Annotated in this window: 13 protein-coding genes; 5 read left to right on the top strand and 8 right to left on the bottom strand. The window is 63.0% G+C overall.

Annotation, left to right across the window (positions count from 1 at the left end):
• Positions 1 to 28 precede the first annotated feature (28 nt).
• The 4 genes from BLP99_RS14485 (at position 29) to BLP99_RS14470 (ending at position 5200) form a co-directional block, all read left to right on the top strand.
• The gene (locus BLP99_RS14485) at positions 29 to 1567 is read left to right on the top strand and encodes an HDOD domain-containing protein (protein WP_072398514.1); all 1539 of its coding nucleotides are present in this window, start codon (positions 29 to 31) and stop codon (positions 1565 to 1567) included.
• Positions 1568 to 1609: 42 nt separating this feature from the next.
• Entirely contained in the window at positions 1610 to 2425 is an 816-nt protein-coding gene (locus BLP99_RS14480) for a rhodanese-like domain-containing protein (protein ID WP_072398515.1), read from the top strand.
• Positions 2426 to 2446: 21 nt separating this feature from the next.
• Complete coding sequence (asd, locus tag BLP99_RS14475) at positions 2447 to 3307, top strand: archaetidylserine decarboxylase (RefSeq protein ID WP_072398516.1); 861 nt, start codon at positions 2447 to 2449, stop codon at positions 3305 to 3307.
• 132 nt (positions 3308 to 3439) lie between these two features.
• The gene (locus BLP99_RS14470) at positions 3440 to 5200 is read left to right on the top strand and encodes a molecular chaperone (RefSeq protein ID WP_072398517.1); all 1761 of its coding nucleotides are present in this window, start codon (positions 3440 to 3442) and stop codon (positions 5198 to 5200) included.
• 84 nt (positions 5201 to 5284) lie between these two features.
• Here BLP99_RS14470 and serB read toward each other — a convergent pair whose 3' ends face one another.
• On the bottom strand, positions 5285 to 6499 hold the full coding sequence (gene serB / locus BLP99_RS14465) for a phosphoserine phosphatase SerB (RefSeq protein ID WP_072398518.1): 1215 nt from the start codon (positions 6497 to 6499) through the stop codon (positions 5285 to 5287).
• 133 nt (positions 6500 to 6632) lie between these two features.
• Here serB and BLP99_RS14460 point away from each other — a divergent pair, with 133 nt between their 5' ends.
• Positions 6633 to 8147 carry an AhpA/YtjB family protein gene (locus tag BLP99_RS14460; RefSeq protein ID WP_072398519.1) on the top strand — a complete coding sequence of 505 codons (1515 nt, stop codon included), beginning with the start codon at positions 6633 to 6635 and terminating at the stop codon, positions 8145 to 8147.
• A 249-nt stretch (positions 8148 to 8396) separates the two neighbouring features.
• Here BLP99_RS14460 and BLP99_RS14455 read toward each other — a convergent pair whose 3' ends face one another.
• The 7 genes from BLP99_RS14455 to cpdA all read right to left on the bottom strand — a co-directional run bounded on the left by BLP99_RS14455 (position 8397) and on the right by cpdA (position 17680).
• Positions 8397 to 9107, bottom strand: coding sequence for a PqiC family protein (locus tag BLP99_RS14455; RefSeq protein ID WP_072398520.1), 711 nt, complete (start codon positions 9105 to 9107; stop codon positions 8397 to 8399).
• 179 nt (positions 9108 to 9286) lie between these two features.
• Positions 9287 to 11551 carry a DNA topoisomerase IV subunit A gene (gene parC, locus BLP99_RS14450; protein WP_072398521.1) on the bottom strand — a complete coding sequence of 755 codons (2265 nt, stop codon included), beginning with the start codon at positions 11549 to 11551 and terminating at the stop codon, positions 9287 to 9289.
• 100 nt (positions 11552 to 11651) lie between these two features.
• Positions 11652 to 12638 carry an esterase-like activity of phytase family protein gene (locus tag BLP99_RS14445; RefSeq protein ID WP_072458636.1) on the bottom strand — a complete coding sequence of 329 codons (987 nt, stop codon included), beginning with the start codon at positions 12636 to 12638 and terminating at the stop codon, positions 11652 to 11654.
• On the bottom strand, positions 12638 to 14542 hold the full coding sequence (gene parE / locus BLP99_RS14440) for a DNA topoisomerase IV subunit B (protein WP_072398523.1): 1905 nt from the start codon (positions 14540 to 14542) through the stop codon (positions 12638 to 12640). Before parE ends, BLP99_RS14445 begins: the two co-directional genes overlap by 1 nt.
• Before the next feature lie 41 nt (positions 14543 to 14583).
• Positions 14584 to 15192 carry a YqiA/YcfP family alpha/beta fold hydrolase gene (locus tag BLP99_RS14435; RefSeq protein ID WP_076405680.1) on the bottom strand — a complete coding sequence of 203 codons (609 nt, stop codon included), beginning with the start codon at positions 15190 to 15192 and terminating at the stop codon, positions 14584 to 14586.
• Positions 15193 to 15737: 545 nt separating this feature from the next.
• Entirely contained in the window at positions 15738 to 16094 is a 357-nt protein-coding gene (locus tag BLP99_RS14425) for a DUF6124 family protein (protein ID WP_072398525.1), read from the bottom strand.
• Between the two features lie 770 nt (positions 16095 to 16864).
• Positions 16865 to 17680, bottom strand: a complete 816-nt coding sequence (gene cpdA, locus BLP99_RS14420; protein WP_072398575.1) for a 3',5'-cyclic-AMP phosphodiesterase — start codon at positions 17678 to 17680, stop codon at positions 16865 to 16867.
• Positions 17681 to 17702: the final 22 nt, after the last annotated feature.

The following is a 17702-nucleotide window of genomic DNA, read 5'->3' as shown; positions in this document are numbered from 1 at the left end:
TTGCAGCATGCGATGATCACCCCCAGCCATGGCTAACGAAACGAAGGTTCCAACTCCACGACCGACCACCCTCGAAGGCTGGGTAAAGCTGCTCGAGGGCGTCCATCTGCCGGTGCCGCAGGCCAGTCACGACCTGGTCTGCAAGGCCATCGCCGACAGCAATCGCTCGTTGCGCGATATCGCCGAGCTGATGCAGGACAGCCCCGCCCTGGCCCTGAGCGTCATCCGGGAAGCCAATCATCACACCCGGGGCAACCTCGCCGAGCCCGCGGAAAATCTCGAAGTGGCCATCAACCGTCTCGGCCTCAAGCGCACCGAGGAACTGCTGGCACGCCTGCCCTCGCTGCCGGAGCAACAGATACCCGTTGCCCTGCGCCAGCTGCAATTGATCAGCCAGCATGCCACGCAACAGGCCAATGGTTTTTTCGCCAGCCGCCTGGCGCGGCTGTGGCAGGACATTCACTGGGGCAGCCTGCTGTTTCTCTCGCCGCTCTGGCCCATGGCGCTGACGCATCCGCGCCTGCTGGGGGAATGGGAGCTGCGGGTCCTCCATCAAGGCCAGCAGGCCAGCAAGGTGGAGCACGAATTGTTCGGCGTCGGCCTGCTGAGCATCTGCCTGGCCCTGGTGGAGACCTGGCGCCTGCCGGTCTGGGTGGCGCAGGGTTACCGACTGTTGCTCAATGAACGTCGCGAACTGGCGAAAGTCCTGCGCATCGCCCGAGACAGCGAACATCCGCTGCGCCAACAGAACCGCCTGGACGATGACCCGACCCTGCGGCGCTGGCTGAACCAACCGGCCAACACCGTGCTGCTGGCCAACGGCCTGGCGGTTTCAGCGCACCATGCCTGGGACGCTCCCCACAGCGCACGCTGGCAGTACCTCACGAGCCTGTACCTGCAGATGCCCGTGGAAGAGATCCAGCAGCAACTTCACCAACAAGCCGCCAACAGCGCTCGCCAGAACAGCATGCCGGACCTCTGGCACCCGGCCGTGGCCCTGGTCTGGCCCCCGGGCAGTCGCCGCATCCCCTCCGGGCGAGCATCCGCAACGCCACCCAGCACCGTCGACCTGACCCAGTGGCGCAAGCAGTGCGCCGCCTTGTTGGTGGAGCCAAGCCCCTTCAGCAACGCCATGCACCTGACCACCGCCGCCCGGGACGCCCTGGCGGCGTGCGGCATGCGCCGGGTGATGATCCTGATGGCCGACCGCAGCCAGGCCAACGTGCGCGTGCACCAGACCGCCGGCCTGCCCAGCGAGGCGGCGGCCATGAGCTTCCCGATCAACCAGAGCAAGGTCTTGCAACGGTTGCTGGCACAACAGGCCCAGGTTCGCCTGAACCCCGACAACAACGCTCAGTTTTCGGCACTGCTGCCGCCGGTCCTGCGCAGCCTGTTCAAGGGCGAGCACCTGCTGCTGCGTTCACTGACCTGCAATGGCAAGGTGATCATGCTGGTGGTCGTGGACCAGGGCGGAGGCCCGTTCTCGGACGTGACGGTCCAGGCTTTCGGCAAGACCGCGCAATGTATCGAGCGGGCCCTGCACACCTTTACCAACCGCGGCCGTTGAACTTGATACAATCCTTTCCCTTTGCGCCCCTGGAGACCTCACATGCCTGACTTCTCTGGCTTGCCGCTGGTGATCGAGCCAAGCGACCTGCTTGCGCGCCTCGACGCACGCGAACTGATTCTGGTGGACCTGACCAGCGCCGCCCGCTACAGCACCGGGCACGTTCCCGGCGCGCGCTTCGTCGACCCCAAGCGTACGCAACTGGGCCAGCCGCCAGCGCCAGGCCTGTTGCCGGCCAAGGCTGACCTCGAGGCATTGTTCGGCGAGCTCGGGCACAACCCGGACGCGGTCTACGTGGTCTACGACGACGAAGGCGGCGGCTGGGCCGGGCGCTTCATCTGGTTGCTGGATGTGATCGGCCACCCGAACTACCACTACCTCGACGGCGGCCTGCTGTCATGGCTGGACGAAGGCCTACCCGTGTCCACCGAAGTACCGCCCAGCGCCGGTGGCCCGGTGCCGCTGACGCTGCGCGACGAGCCCACCGCCACTCGCGAATACCTGCAAAGCCGCCTCGGTGCCGCCGACCTGGCGATCTGGGACGCGCGCGGCCCGCTGGAATACTCCGGGGAAAAAGTCGTTGCAGCCAGGGGCGGACACATCCCCGGCGCGGTCAATTTCGAATGGACCGCCGGCATGGACCCAGCCCGCAACCTGCGTATCCGCCGGGACATGCCGCAGATTCTCGAACAGCTGGGCATCACCCCCGACAAAGAAATCATCACCCACTGCCAGACTCACCACCGCTCCGGCTTCACCTACCTGGTGGCCAAGGCGCTCGGTTACCCACGGGTCAAAGGCTATGCCGGTTCCTGGGGCGAATGGGGCAACCACCCCGATACCCCTATCGAGCTTTGAAGGTTCCAAAAAGGACAGTTAATGAAAAACCGCTTGTTCATCCTCACCCAGTACCTGTTGCCCCACCACCTGCTGTCACGGCTGGCCGGCTGCATTGCCGAATGCCGCGTACGCTGGTTCAAGAATGCATTCACCGCGTGGTTCGCCAAGCGCTACCAGGTGGACATGTCCCAGGCCCTGGTGGAAGACCTGACCGCCTATGAGCACTTCAACGCCTTCTTCACCCGCGCCTTGAAGGAAGGCGCGCGCCCACTGGACGAAACCCCAGGCGCGATCCTCAGCCCCGCCGACGGCGCCGTCAGCCAGCTCGGCCCGATCGAGCACGGCCGGGTGTTCCAGGCCAAGGGCCACAGTTTCAGTGTGCTGGAACTGCTTGGCGGCGACTCGGCCAACGCAGCGCCGTTCATGGGCGGCGATTTCGCCACCATCTACCTGTCGCCCAAGGATTACCACCGCGTGCATATGCCGCTGGCCGGTACGCTGCGGGAGATGGTCTACATTCCGGGACGGATCTTCTCGGTCAACCAGACCACCGCCGAAAACGTTCCCGAGCTGTTCGCCCGCAACGAACGCGTGGCGTGCATCTTCGACACCGAACGCGGCCCCATGGCCGTGGTACTGGTGGGCGCGATGATCGTGGCGTCCATCGAAACCGTCTGGGCCGGGCTGGTCACGCCACCCAAGCGCGAGCTCAAGACCTTCCGCTACGACGAAGCCGCCCGTGCGCCGATCCATCTGGAAAAAGGTGCCGAACTGGGCCGCTTCAAGCTGGGTTCCACCGCCATCGTACTGTTCGGCCCGGGCCAGGTGAAGTGGGCCGAGGAGCTGGTGGCCGGCTCGCCGGTACGGATGGGCCAGGGGCTGGCCTTGCCGAGGACCTGAACCATCGGTCGCCCCGTGGGAGCCGATACACTCGCTCCCACGGGCGACCTGGAATTCGATCGGAACTTCTTTCGACCACAGCTGCTATTGTTGGAGACATCCTTTTCGTTTTCAGCCGGAGTCGTCCACGGCATGAATGAGACCAGCCCTCTCCAGTTACTGCGCGTCTCGACCCCGACGCAGCCACGCCTGTCGTTCTGCGATGCCACGCCACGCGACCTCAAGCGCTGGATCGCCAACCTGCCCAAGGCCAACATCGGCGAAACCGCTCGACTGCTGTACCAGGCCATCGGCGAACTCAACCTGCTGCTCACCACCAGCGACAATCGCCTGCAGCTGCTCGAATTGCTGCGGCCCGAGGTGTACTACGTCTGCAAGCATCTGGAGCGGCATTTCCTGCACCAGGCCATTGTGCTGGACGACCGCTCACGCAAGATCGTCAACCTGTGCCAGGCCCTGCAAAGCCAGCTGGCGATGGGCTACAAACAGATCGTGGCGCGCATTTCACCGAAATTCACCAAGGACCGCGCCCGCCTGCTGAGCACCGCGCTGCAACGGGCGATGCATGCCCTCGACGGCCCGCTGATGCGCGCCACCGAGCTGTACAGCCCAGTGCCTGAAGGGTTATGGCTCGATTTGCACCAGCTGTACCGCATCGCCTGCCAGCATCGGTTGCAACATCAGAGCATCAATGACGAGCTGGCCAGCCAGGTCCAGCAACTGAGTCCGGAGCAAAGCTATGTGGTCGCCCTGCTGCTGGGCTCCTCGCGCAGCAACCAGCTGCGCCAGGGCCAGATAGCCCGGCTGGCCGAAGCGCTGGAAATCTGGAGCCAATGGATCAAGCTGGACCCGGCCACTTCCGCCACGAGCCTGTTCGCCGTCGCCCCGGGCCTGGATGTGGGGCCGCGCTATCGCTCCAAGTTCAGAGCCGAGCAACAGCCCAGCCTGCTGGGTTTCGATCCTCAGCCGCTGGTGCGCGCCATCGCCGTGCATCTGCAGCAGCCGACCGACCACACCCTGCCGGTGCCCGGTGGCATGAGCACCGACACCCTGCAGCACCTGCAGGCGGCCTGGGGCGAGGCCGTCGAACGCAGCTTCCAGCGCACCGAGGGCAACGGCACGCTGACCTTGTGCGTGGGCATGAGCGCGCTGCATTACTACCTTGGCGGCAAACGCTCCTTCAGCGAAATCCTGAAGACGCCGAATGCCCGCAAGGCGCGCTTCGAAGTTTCACAGAGCAAGCCCCACGACACCTGGAACCAGGCCTTCGACGCAGCGCCCACTGGCGACAGTGACCTGCTGCCCTACGAGGAAATCGAATATCCGGCCAACCCGACCGACGATGAAGGCAGCGGATCGGACCACCAGCAGCATTTTCCAACCTACGACCTGCCGATCATCAATCACAGCCCTGGCGGTTATTGCCTGGGCTGGCCTAAGGAAGTACCGGAACAACTCCAGGCCGGGGAAGTGGTCGGCATCCGCGACACCACCGATCAGGTCTGGAGCATTGCCGTGGTGCGCTGGATTCGCCAGGTGCGCAACGGCGCCATGCAAATGGGCATCGAACTGGTCGCCCCTTATGCTCAGCCTTGCGGCCTGCAACTGGTGCGTGAACAGGACCAGCAAGGTCACTACCTGCGTGGCCTGCTACTGCCGGAGATCAGCGCCATCGACTTGCCGCCCACCATGATCGCCCCGCGCCTGCCCTTCCAGGAAGGCCAGCGCGTATTGATCAACACCAACGGTCAGGAACGCCGTGCCGGCCTGGACCGTCGGGTCACCAGCACCCACAGTTTCAACCAGTTCGCCTATCACCAGGAGGACGCAGGCCCCACCGAGAAGGGCGACGCCCCCGAAGCAGACTTCGATTCATTGTGGAAGTCGCTTTGAACAGCCCACACACAACCCTTTGTGGCAAGGGAATCTATCCCCTCGCCACAGGTGAACGCTTCCAAAGAATGCACCAGACTCGAATCAGAGCTGCCCGTCGCGATCCCTGAAGCCCAGCAGGTACAAGACGCCGTCCAGCCCCAGGGTCGAGATCGCCTGCCTGGCCGACTGCTTGACCAGCGGCTTGGCCCGGAACGCCACGCCCAGCCCGGCGATGGCCAGCATCGGCAGGTCGTTGGCGCCGTCGCCCACGGCGATGGTCTGCTCCAGGCGCAGGCCTTCCTTCTCAGCCAGCTCACGCAGCAGGTCGGCCTTGCGCTGGGCGTCGACGATCGGCTCGACGGCCACCCCGGTCACCTTGCCGTCCACCACGGCCAGTTCGTTGGCAAACACATAGTCGATGCCGAGCTTGGCCTGCAACTGCCTGGCGAAGTAGGTAAAGCCGCCAGACAGGATCGCAGTCTTGTAGCCCAGGCGCTTGAGTTCGGCGAACAGGGTCTCGGCGCCCTCGGTCAGGCGCAGGGAAGCGCCTATGGAATCCAGTACGCTGACATCCAGGCCTTGCAGGAGCGCCAGGCGTTCCTTGAAGCTGGCGCGAAAATCCAGTTCACCGGCCATGGCCCGCTCGGTGATGGCCGATACCTTGTCGCCCACGCCAGCGGCTTTGGCCAGTTCGTCGATGACTTCGGCTTCGATCAGCGTCGAATCCATGTCGAACACGGCCAGGCGCCGGTTACGACGGAACAGCGAGTCCTCCTGGAACGCGATGTCGACGTTCAGCTCCTGGGCCACGCTGAGGAACTCGGCGCGCAGTGCCTGGGGATCGGCCGGTTCGCCCCGTACGGAAAACTCGATGCACCCCTTGCCCTTGTCGGCCGGGGTATCGAGCGGCATGCGCCCGGACAGCCGGTCGATATGGTCGATATTCAACCCGTATTTTGCGGTAATCGAGCTGACGCGCTGCAATTGCTCGGCGGTGACCTTGCGGGTCAGCAGGGTAACGATGTGACGCTTCTTGCCCTGGCCTGCCACCCAATGCTGGTAATCGGCTTCCGATACCGGCGTGAAGCGCACCTGCTGGTCAAGTTCATAGGCGGTGAAGAGGATATCCTTGAGTACCGACTTGCCTTGTTCGCTATCCGGGATTTCAACCAGGATGCCAAAGGACAGCGTGTCGTGAATCACCGCCTGACCGATGTCGAGAATGTTCACACCACCCTGGGCCAGGACGCCGGTAATGGCCGCAGTCAGACCCGGACGGTCGCTGCCAGTGATGTTTATCAGGACGATTTCGCGCAAGGCGCACCCCCGCAGGTGGAAAAAAACCGCATTCTACCCACTTTCGGTGACCATCGGGCACCGCCAGTGCTTTGCCGGTCATGGGGCTGTCGCTATACTGCGCGTCAATTTCACGGACAAAGAGCCGAGCTCAGTGAACCGGCCCACGCCAGTCAAAACCGACAATTTCTTTCTGCTGATCTTCCGTGCACTGCGCCATCGTCGCGTGCCGATTGCATTGCGCATTGCCAGCCATAACGTGATCCTGGTCGCCCTGGCGCTGGTCATCTATGCCTGTGTGATGGGCTTGCAGTTCAAGCAGGCGATGCACGAACAGGCCGACGCCCTGGGCGAGAGCCTGACCACCCAGACCGCCACGTCCGCCACCGAGCTGCTGGTGTCCAACGACATCCTCAGCCTCAATGTGCTGCTCAACAACCTGACCAAGAACAAGCTGGTGGCCCACGCCGCCATCTACAGCGTGGACAACCGCATCCTCGCCGAGGCCGGACAGCGGCCCAAGCCTGGCCTGCTGGGCGAATCCGGGGGCATGTACCAGAGCAAGATCACCTTCCAGGACGTGACCGCCGGGCAACTGCGCATCAGCCTGGACATGGACCAGTTCCAGCAGCCGATGACCATCAGCCTGCAAAGCATGGGTATCCTGAGCGCGATATTGCTGGCCCTGGCCTTGGCCTTGAGCCTGCGCCTGGGGCGGCACCTCTCCACGCCGCTGCTGCAATTGCGCGTCTGGTTGCGGGATATCGACGAACATACCCCGGCCATCCAGCGCCAGGACGAGATCGGCGACCTGGCCCGGCAGCTGCACGCCAGCTTCGCGCCGGAGCCTGAACCTGAGCCAGAACCCGAGGAAATCGACTACGCGGATGATGATGCCGAGCCCGGTTTCGAAGTCCGCAACCTGCGTGATCCCGGTTTCGACGAAACCCCGCCCATGCCTGCCGCCCGGCCCGCGCCCCGTCACGTAGTGCGCACGGTTGAAGACGACGAGGACGACGATGCCTTCGCCGACCTGCGGGACGAAACGGTGACCGGGCAAACGCAGCCGGTCGCCAGGGCTGCCGTCTCGAACCAGCCGCAGCACAGTGCCGTGCTTGCCGTGCAGCTCGGCGCCCAGGATCAATTGCGACGCCTGCCCCAGGCCCGCCTGAAGGAACTGCTGGAACGCTATCGCGATTGCCTCGACCAGGCCGCCTCGCTGTACCAGGGTGAATTGCATACCCTGAACGATGGCAGCACGCTGATGCTGTTCCACACCGAAGACAGCGGTGACGATTACCTGACCAATGCCATCTGCTGCGGCGAACTGCTGCGGGCCCTGGGCCATCAGTTGCAGATCGAAGTGGCCGACAGCGGCATTACCCTGCAATTGCAACTGGGCCTGACCCTGGGCAACGGACTGTTCGGCCTGAGTCAGATTGACCTGCTGCTGACCGAAACTGCCCAGGACGCCCTGGCCTTGTCCCAACACAGCCGCAACCTGTTGCTGGTGGAGCGCAAGATCAACGACGACGCCCTGATTCGCCAGCGTGCCCGCATCCGCCCTATCGCCAGCCCTGAAGGTGCCTGCTGCGTGGAGCGACTGATGGAGCCTTATCCGTCCTTGCTGGAGCGGCAACTGGCGCGAATGCACGAGCGCCAGGCCTGATATCCAGTCGTTGAAGCGAACGCAAGCCTGCAGATGAGTGATTATCTGCAGGCTTTTTTGTTGCCATCGCCGATCGGTTGCGAGCAGGCTCGCTCCCCCACAAGATCTTCATGGGCGGCCGAATCCGTGTTTACTCAAGGTTGAATGTGGCTTGCTCGCGAAGGAGCCAGGACAGGCGCCGACAATCCAATCGACAGAAACGACAAAGCCCGCATCAGTGCGGGCTTTGTCTTGTTTGCAGTCCAGCTATCAGAACCGGAACACTTCCATATCCGTCCGAATCGGCAAGGCCATCGGGATCTTTGGCGACTTCTCCGGTTCAGCAGGCTTGGCCTGGGCCGGAGCGGACTTGCGCACCGGCGCTTCGACGATGGGAGGTTGGTTGGCCAACGGCTTGAGCGCCGTCGATAGCTGCTCGGCCAGGCGCTGCACCAGGATACCTTGGGCCTGGACCTGGGCCGCAGTGCTGCCCGCATGTTGCTCCTGCAGATGAACGATACGGTTTTCGCGGACCTTGCCGCGACGGTCGATCAACCGCCATTGGGCGTCGAGCACCGCCGGCTGCGATTCGCCAGAGTCCAGGCGGGTAATGGAAAGCAGCACCTGGACATCGGGGGTGAAACCCTGGGTCGCTGGCGCAAGGACCACGCGCTGGCTGTCCAGGTGACCGGCCACCTGGCGCAGCAGCAACTGGTCGATGTCCGAAGAAAGGCTACCGGCCCAACGACCGTCGGTGGCGGCCTGCAAGCTACCGTCGGGTTGGCGTTGCAGCAGGGTTTCGCGTTGCAGGTAGTCAGCGATCAATACAGGGCCGAGCAACACAGCCATGCCCGTGCTTTGTGCAGGCTGGGCCGGGTTTCCACTGTCGAGTTGATACAGCGACACCGGCTGGTGAATGCTGCAGCCCGCCAGGCCAAGCAGGCCGGCGAGCCACAGAATAGGAAGGCGCAGAGCAGTCATCGTTCCGTCCAGGTGGCGGCCACAAGGCTTACCACAGTGAAAAAATACTCGGTCATTATGAAGAACGCTCGGCCACGCCGGCGCTTGAAAGGGCCTATCATCCGTGAATATCCGTTCCGACTCCAGCGCGAAAGCATCGATCTGCGGCTTTTAATCGCAGACCGAGGCCTCTGGCACGCTTAATTCAGGTTTTCGACGAGCAGTGCATCCACTCGCTGGAAACCCCTCGGAAGCTTGTTGCCCCGGCGACCGCGTTCACCCTTGTAATGCTCAAGATCGTCCGCTTTCAACGAAAGCGTACGCTTTCCAGCCTGCAGCACAAGCGTGGCACCCTCCGGTAATACTGCAATATCCGTGACAAATTCCTCACGGCTTGCAACCCGTTCGCCGGAAATGCCGATTATTTTGTTGCCTTTGCCTTTCCCCAGCTGTGGCAGGTCGCTGATCTTGAAGACCAGCAAACGGCCCTCGGTCGTCACCGAGGCCAGCCAGTTGTTATCGCGATCGAAGACCGGACGCGGCGCAATGACCTTGGCGTTGTTCGGCAGGCTCAACAGCGCCTTGCCCGCCTTGTTCTTGGCTTGCAGGTCCTCACCCTTGACGACGAACCCGTAGCCGGCATCCGACGCGATAACGTACAGCCCGTTATCATCAGGCATCAGCACGCATTCAAAAGTTGCACCCGGTGGCGGCGTCAGACGACCGGTCAGCGGTTCGCCCTGGCCGCGAGCCGATGGCAGGGTATGGGCCGGCACCGAATAGCTGCGTCCCGTGGAGTCGATGAACACCGCATACTGGTTGGAACGCCCGGGCGCCAGGGCCTTGAAACCGTCGCCGGCCTTGTAGGAAAGTCCGGCGGCGTCAATATCATGACCCTTGGCGGAGCGTACCCAGCCCTTTTCCGACAGTACGACGGTCACTTTCTCATTGGGCAACAGGTCGTGTTCGCTCAACGCTTTGGCTTCGGCCCGCTCCACGATCGGGGAGCGTCGGTCGTCGCCGTAGGTTTCGGCGTCCTTGAGCAATTCGGTGCGCACCAGCTTCTTGAGCTTGGCTTCGCTGCCCAGCAAGGCGAGCAGCTTGGCCTGCTCCTTGAGCAACTCGTCCTGCTCGGCCCGCAGCTTCATCTCTTCCAGCCGCGCCAATTGCCGCAGGCGGGTATCGAGGATGTAGTCGGCCTGGATTTCGCTCAGGGCGAAGCGTTCGATCAGCTTGGCCTTGGGATGCTCCTCGGTGCGGATGATGTGGATCACCTCATCCAGGTTGAGGTAGGCGATCAGCAAGCCATCCAACAGGTGGAGGCGACGCTCGACCTTGTCCAGGCGGAACTGCAGGCGCCGGCGTACCGTCTTGACGCGGAATTCGAGCCACTCCACCAGTAGCGCCCGCAGGTTCTTCAACTGCGGCTTGCCATCCAGGCCGATGATATTGATGTTGACCCGATAACTGGATTCCAGATCGGTGCTGGCGAACAGGTGCTGCATCAGCGCCTCATGATCGACCCGGCTGTTGACCGGAATGATCACGATGCGGCAAGGGTTCTCGTGGTCCGACTCGTCGCGCAGGTCCGCCACTTGCGGCGCTTTCGACGGTTTTGCCTGCATCATGGCCGCAATCTGCTCCAGGACCTTGGCTCCGGACACTTGGTGCGGCAGTGCGGTGATGATGATGTCGCCATCTTCCACATGGTACACGGCGCGCATACGCACCGAACCACGACCGGTCTCGTAGATTTTCAGCAGGTCGGCCCGCGGCGTGATGATTTCCGCCTCGGTCGGGTAATCCGGCCCCTGGATGTGTTCGCACAGCTGCTCCACCGTGGCTTTCGGCTCGTCCAGCAGGCGCACGCACGCCGTGGCTACTTCCCGCAGGTTGTGAGGCGGTACGTCGGTGGCCATGCCCACGGCGATGCCGGTGGTGCCATTGAGCAGGATATTCGGCAAACGTGCCGGCAGCACCAACGGCTCCTCCAGGGTTCCGTCGAAGTTCGGCCCCCAGTCCGCGGTGCCCTGGCCCAGTTCGCTAAGCAGCACTTCAGAGTAACGCGACAGCCGCGCCTCGGTGTAACGCATGGCGGCGAAGGACTTGGGATCGTCCGGCGCACCCCAGTTGCCCTGGCCGTCCACCAGGGTGTAGCGATAGCTGAACGGCTGGGCCATCAACACCATGGCCTCGTAGCATGCCGAGTCGCCATGCGGGTGGAACTTGCCGAGCACGTCACCGACGGTACGCGCCGATTTCTTGTGCTTGGAATCGGCATCCAGCCCCAGTTCACTCATGGCATAGACGATGCGCCGCTGAACCGGCTTGAGGCCGTCGCCAATGTGCGGCAAGGCGCGGTCCATGATCACGTACATGGAGTAATTGAGGTAGGCACTTTCGGTGAAGTCAGCCAGCGATCGGCGCTCCACGCCGTCCAAGCTGTCTGCAAGAATGTCGCTCATGCGGGCCTCATCAGTTCGTTGTCTGGCACGACGACAGGCGTGTCGCCGCGCTGGGTAGATTCAATCGGGTCCAGGGCGCATCGGCCCCGTGGTTGCCCATTCATGGCGAAGCGCTCCAACCGCCATCGGGCGCGGCGAAACGCCAGATGACCGGCCGTCTTTCGCCATCGGCGCGTGGCCCATCGTTGTTGTCCAGGCCGATCCAGGCGCCTGCGGCATCCACCACCATTGCTTCGGCCAGCCCATAGGGTTGGGCGTAGCGGCGTTTATCCAGAAGTCCCTCGGCCGCGAATGACCAGCAGCGCTCCACCTTGGCGGTCTGCGGATCGCGCCGGCAGATCTGATAGGCGTTGCGTTCCAGGGTAAACAGTTTGCCGTCGAACAGTGACAGATCGGCGAAGTCCCGCGAGACCGCCTTGGCATCGGCAAACTGGGCCGGTTGCATTTCCTGCCCCGCTTCGCTCAGCAGCGCGCACTGGCCGTCGCAATCCCATACCGTTTGCTGGCGCTTGATCAGCAACAGGCCGCGGCGCTCGCGCTCGGCCGCCAGCCACAGTTGGTCACCGGCCGGGTTGACCGCAATGCCTTCGAACAGCGCATTGAAATGCAACAACATGCCGCTGGCCCGGGCCTGGCGGATCATGGTCGGGGCAATCTTCAACCAGGATGCATCGCCCGACGGCGACACCTGCAACACGGCGGCATGGGACTCGCTGACCACATAGCGGTTGCCTGCGCTGTCGCAGGTAATGCCTTCGAAATCCAGCTCGCCACCACGCAGGAACGAAGCGGCCCAGGTCCGCGAACGCAAACCCCAGGGCAAGTCGCTGTCAGGCACCGGCGGTACCTCGATGGTCGAGACAAGGGCTTGCCAGACCGCCGCATCGGAGGTGTCCAGGCGATAGAGGCGATCATCATCGCGATCGGACACCGCCCACATTTCGCGGCCACACAGGGCCAGCCCGGACAGATTGCCGCCCCGCATGCCATCGACGACGTGCTCCGACAGCATTTTCAGTTCCGTTGCCGGCCCGGCGACGACGCTTCCCACCCATAGCAACAGCGCCAGGGCGAACCCGTTGCGCATCAGGCCAGCACCTCGGCCAGGTCGCCCTTGGACTCCAGCCAGGTCTTGCGGTCGCCGGCACGTTTTTTCGCCAGCAGCATGTCCATGATCTCCGTCGTCGCCTCGAAGTCATCCAGGGTCAACTGCACCAGGCGGCGCGTATTCGGGTCCATGGTGGTTTCGCGCAGTTGCGGCGGGTTCATCTCACCCAGCCCCTTGAATCGCGTGACCTGCGGCTTGCCGCGCTTCTTCTCGGCCACCAGGCGATCGAGAATGCCATCGCGTTCGGCTTCGTCCAGGGCGTAGTAGATATCCTTGCCCAGGTCGATACGGTACAGCGGCGGCATCGCCACATAGACGTGACCGGCATCCACCAGCGGGCGGAAATGCTGGACAAACAGCGCGCACAGCAGCGTAGCGATGTGCAGCCCGTCGGAGTCGGCGTCGGCGAGGATGCAGATCTTGCCGTAGCGCAGTTGGCTCATGTCCTCGGCGCCCGGATCGACGCCGATGGCCACCGCGATATTGTGCACTTCCTGGCTGGCCAGCACTTCGCTGCCGTCCACTTCCCAGGTGTTGAGGATCTTGCCCCGCAACGGCAGGATGGCCTGGAATTCCTTGTCCCGGGCCTGCTTGGCCGAGCCGCCGGCGGAATCACCTTCCACCAGGAACAGCTCGGAACGCATGGGATCCTGTCCGGCGCAATCGGCCAGCTTGCCCGGCAATGCCGGCCCCTGGGTGATGCGCTTGCGTTCGACCTTCTTGCTGGCCTTGAGACGACGACCGGCGTTGTTGATCGCCAGCTCGGCCAGCAACAGGCCGGTTTCCGGGTTGGCATTGAGCCACAGGCTGAAGGCGTCCTTCACCACACCGGACACGAACGCGGCCGCCTCGCGGGAGGACAGGCGTTCCTTGGTCTGGCCGGAGAACTGCGGCTCCTGCATCTTCATCGACAGGACGAAGGCAATGCGCTCCCAGACGTCTTCCGGCGCCAGCTTCACGCCACGGGGCAGCAGGTTGCGGAACTCGCAGAACTCGCGCATGGCATCCAGCAGGCCCTGGCGCAAGCCATTGACGTGGGTACCGCCCTGGGCGGTGGGGATCAGGTTGACGTAGCTTTCCTGGACGCTTTCGCCGCCCTCGGGCAACCACAGCAATGCCCAGTCCACGGCTTCCTTGTTGCCGGCCAGGCTGCCGCAGAACGGCTCATCGGGCAGGCGCTCGAAACCACTGACCGCGTCCACCAGATAGGAACGCAGGCCATCCTCGTAATGCCACTCGACCTTTTCACCCGTGGCCTTGTCCTCGAAGCTGACCAGCAGCCCCGGACACAACACGGCCTTGGCCTTGAGCACATGCTTGAGGCGGGTGACGGAGAACTTGGGCGAATCGAAATACTTGGGATCCGGCGCGAAATACACGCTGGTCCCGGTGTTGCGCTTGCCGACGGTGCCGACCACTTCCAGCTCGGTGGCCTTGTAGCCATCGGCAAAGGTCATCTGGTATTCGTTGCCGTCACGCTTGACCCGTACCCGGACCTGGGTCGACAAGGCGTTGACCACGGAAATACCCACCCCGTGCAAACCGCCGGAGAACTGGTAGTTCTTGTTGGAGAACTTGCCGCCTGCGTGGAGCTTGGTGAGGATCAGCTCGACGCCCGACACGCCTTCTTCCGGGTGGATATCCACCGGCATGCCACGACCGTCGTCGCTGACTTCCAGCGAATGGTCGGCATGCAGGATGACCTGCACCGACTTCGCATGCCCCGCCAGGGCTTCGTCGACACTGTTGTCGATGACTTCCTGGGCGAGGTGGTTCGGCCGACTGGTGTCGGTGTACATGCCGGGGCGCTTGCGCACCGGGTCGAGGCCCGAGAGGACTTCGATGGCGTCTGCGTTATAGGAGCTAGCGCTGGGAGTGGCCATGGGGTCTCGTCGTCAGTGTTCAAATAAAAAGGGGCGATGGCTCACAGCGACGTGAAGTCGATCGCCTGGTACAGATCGGCGCCAATTCCGGCAAAACTCAACAACGCCGGCAATCGTTGGGCAAATCCCTGGAAACTGTGATCGCCACCGGCCTGGATGCGCAGGGCACAGGCGCGGTAGTACTGCTGGGCGTGGCGATAATCCAGCGTTTCGTCACCGGTTTGCAACCATATCTGAAACCGCTGCGGATCCCGGGGCGCCGGCACTTCCAGCTCGGCCAGGGCCGTGACGTGGTCGTGGGTCAACTCCCAGGTTTCGTCGGTGTACAGATTCCTCTGCGTGCCCAGGTAGCCATCGAACATCCGATGGGGGCTGACGGCAGGGTTGATCAACAGCGCCTTGAGGCCGTGGCGTTCGGCCAAGTGAGTCGCATAGTAGCCGCCGAGCGAGCTGCCGACCAGCAGCGGACGGCCCAGTTGTGCGATCGCCTGTTCCAGCTGGGCCATGGCTTCGCGGGGGTGGTGATGCAGTGCCGGCACTTGCAGTCGGTCGGCCAGGCCCAGGCGGGGCATCACATCGATGAGCTGGCGGGCCTTGGTCGAGGCTGGCGCGCTGTTGAAGCCGTGGATGTAGAGGATCGAGGCCGACATGCCAATTTCCTGTGTGTGGGGGCAAAGGCCGGAGTTTACAGGGAGATTGGAGTGGTTTGGGGGGATTTGGCCTTATCGCCGCCCCATCTCTGCTGGCGGTGCTGCGATTCTGTTGGGAGGGCTAGCTTGCTCGCGATGGCGGCCTGACTTGCTGTGTATTTTTTGACCGAGTACATATCCATTGCTGCGGTAACGGCCGCTTAGGGTTCCGCCCTTACGGCGGGTCACTTTTGAAAAGGCGCCAAAAGTAACCAAAAGCGCCTCGCCCCACCACTGGGCACCTCGCCAAGGCGAGGTGTTCCCGAACGCAGGCATTGCTCCGTGGGCCCGCCGCGAAGGGCCATCCATGGCCCAGCGCGGCTATCCCGGCATCCATGCCGGGATACCCACTACGCAACGCCTGCGTTCGGCCCTTGTGGTTTAACGGGGCGCTCAAGATCAAAAGCCAAAGCCAGAGCAAGAGCAAGAGCAAGAGCAAGAGCAAGAGCAAGAGCAAGAGCAAGAGCAAGAGCAAGAGCAAGAGCAAGAGCAAGAGGTTGCCTGGCCTATCGGGGATCAACGACGTCCAGCGCTCGGTTTGCCAGCAGCTCAGAGAGTTCGACCATCTGCTGGACGCCGAAGGCTATATGCCGGTTGGAGCCTTCCAGGTTGAAGGCCAGGTCGCTGAGCATCGCATTGGCCGAGGCCAGGGTTTCGCTGAGGTTGGCCAGGAGGGTTTCGCTGTCCAGATCTTCGACGACGGTGAATAGCTGACCGGGTAATGGTTTCTTTTTAGCCTGGGGTTCTGGGGCGAGGTAGAAGTTGAGAGCGCGTTCGGCGGCTTCGTCGAGTTTTTTGGCATCGAGGCCGGCGTGAGCCGAGGTGGGATCGGTTTCGGGGGGATTGGGGGTTACTTTGAACATGATGAGGCTCCCTTATGTAGTGGAGCCGCCATTTCCCGTTTCCAGGCGAGAGGGTGGCAGCTATGCGCGGGCTGGAAAACCGGAGTGCGGAGCAAACCCGGCAGACTCGAAAGTCTCCCGCGCACAGCCGCCATGAAGCAGAACTGCACACGCAAAAAAGCGATGCAGTATCTCATGTGGCGCGCTGTTGCATCCTCACTTATCGGGTTTCCAGGCCCGGTCGCTGAATTGCAGCGACCGAAAAAGGTTAGCGAGTCCCCTTCCCACCCGGCAACCGCCAGAGATCGTCGGAAAAATCTGCCTGAATGTCCGACCTTTCCCACAGATTTAGGGTCGACTGTAAAGCCGCCATCGCGAGCAAGCTCGCTCCCACAGTTGGATTGGGTATGGCCAGAGAAACTGGTCGGCCGTCAGGCCGACTCGCTTTGGCTTTGGCTTTGGCTTTGGCTTTGGCTTTGGCTTTGGCTTTGGCTTTGGCTTTGGCTTTTGATCTTAGACGCCCCATTAACCACAAGGGCCGAGCGCAGGCGTTGCGTAGTGGGCATCCCGGCATGGATGCCGGGATAGCCGCGCTGGGCCATGGATGGCCCTTCGCGGCGGGCCCACGGAGCAATGCCTGCGCTCGGGAACACCTCGCCTTGGCGAGGTGCCCAGTGGTGGGGCAAAGACCTTTTGGTTACTTTTGGGGCGTTTGCCAAAAGTAACCCGCCGTAAGGGCGGAACCGTAAGTGGCCGTTACCGCAACAATGGATATGTACCCAGTCAACAGTTCAATACCCCTGAGCCCCATAATCAACCACAAACTCAAACCCAACCACCCGCTCAACCCCCGTCTCCAACCGCCCATCCGGCCAAAGCCGCAACCACCGATACCCGGGCGCCTGCTCACCGACGGCAAAATCCTCACTCCCCGGCTCGAACTGAATGCAAGTCGAAGGCGAAGCCAACAACCGCACCCCATTGCGCTCCCGGTCGATCTCCTGGTGCACATGCCCCCAAAGCACTGCCCGCACCTGAGGAAACCGATCCAGCACCGCAAACAGCGCCTCGGGATTGCGCAACCCGATAGGCTCCATCCACGGGCAGCCAATCGACACCGGATGATGATGCAGGCACACCAGGTGATGGCGCTCCGGCGCTTCGCTCAAGGCATTGGCCAGCAGGATCAATTGTTCTTCTGCCAGGAAGCCAGGCACCGAGCCCGGCACCGCGGAGTCCAGCATCGTGATTCGCCAGTTGCCGATATCCACCACCGGATCGAGCAAAGTGCTCTGCACCGCCGCCTGGAGCATGACCTGCGGTTCGTCATGGTTACCCGGGATCCAGCGCGCCGGGGCATCGATTCGCCCGCTCAGGCGCCGGAATGCCTCGTAGGATTGCAGTGTCCCGTCCTGGGACAGGTCGCCCGTGGCAAGCATCAGGTCGACGTCCGGCTGCTGCCTGAGTACCAGGTCAATCACCGCTTGCAGGCTGTCACGGGTGTTCATGCCCAACAGCAGGCCGTCAGACTCGGCGAACAGGTGACTGTCGGACAGCTGGACCAGCAACGCCGCATCGGCGGTGGTCAAGGTGGATACGCTCGGCAAATCGCTCGCTCCCAGGCGCGAT

It is taken from the genome of Pseudomonas sp. NFACC32-1 (assembly GCF_900101215.1).
GTDB lineage: Bacteria > Pseudomonadota > Gammaproteobacteria > Pseudomonadales > Pseudomonadaceae > Aquipseudomonas.
The sequence above is the reverse complement of the archived record's forward strand: the minus strand, read 5'-3'. Positions and strand labels throughout refer to the sequence as shown.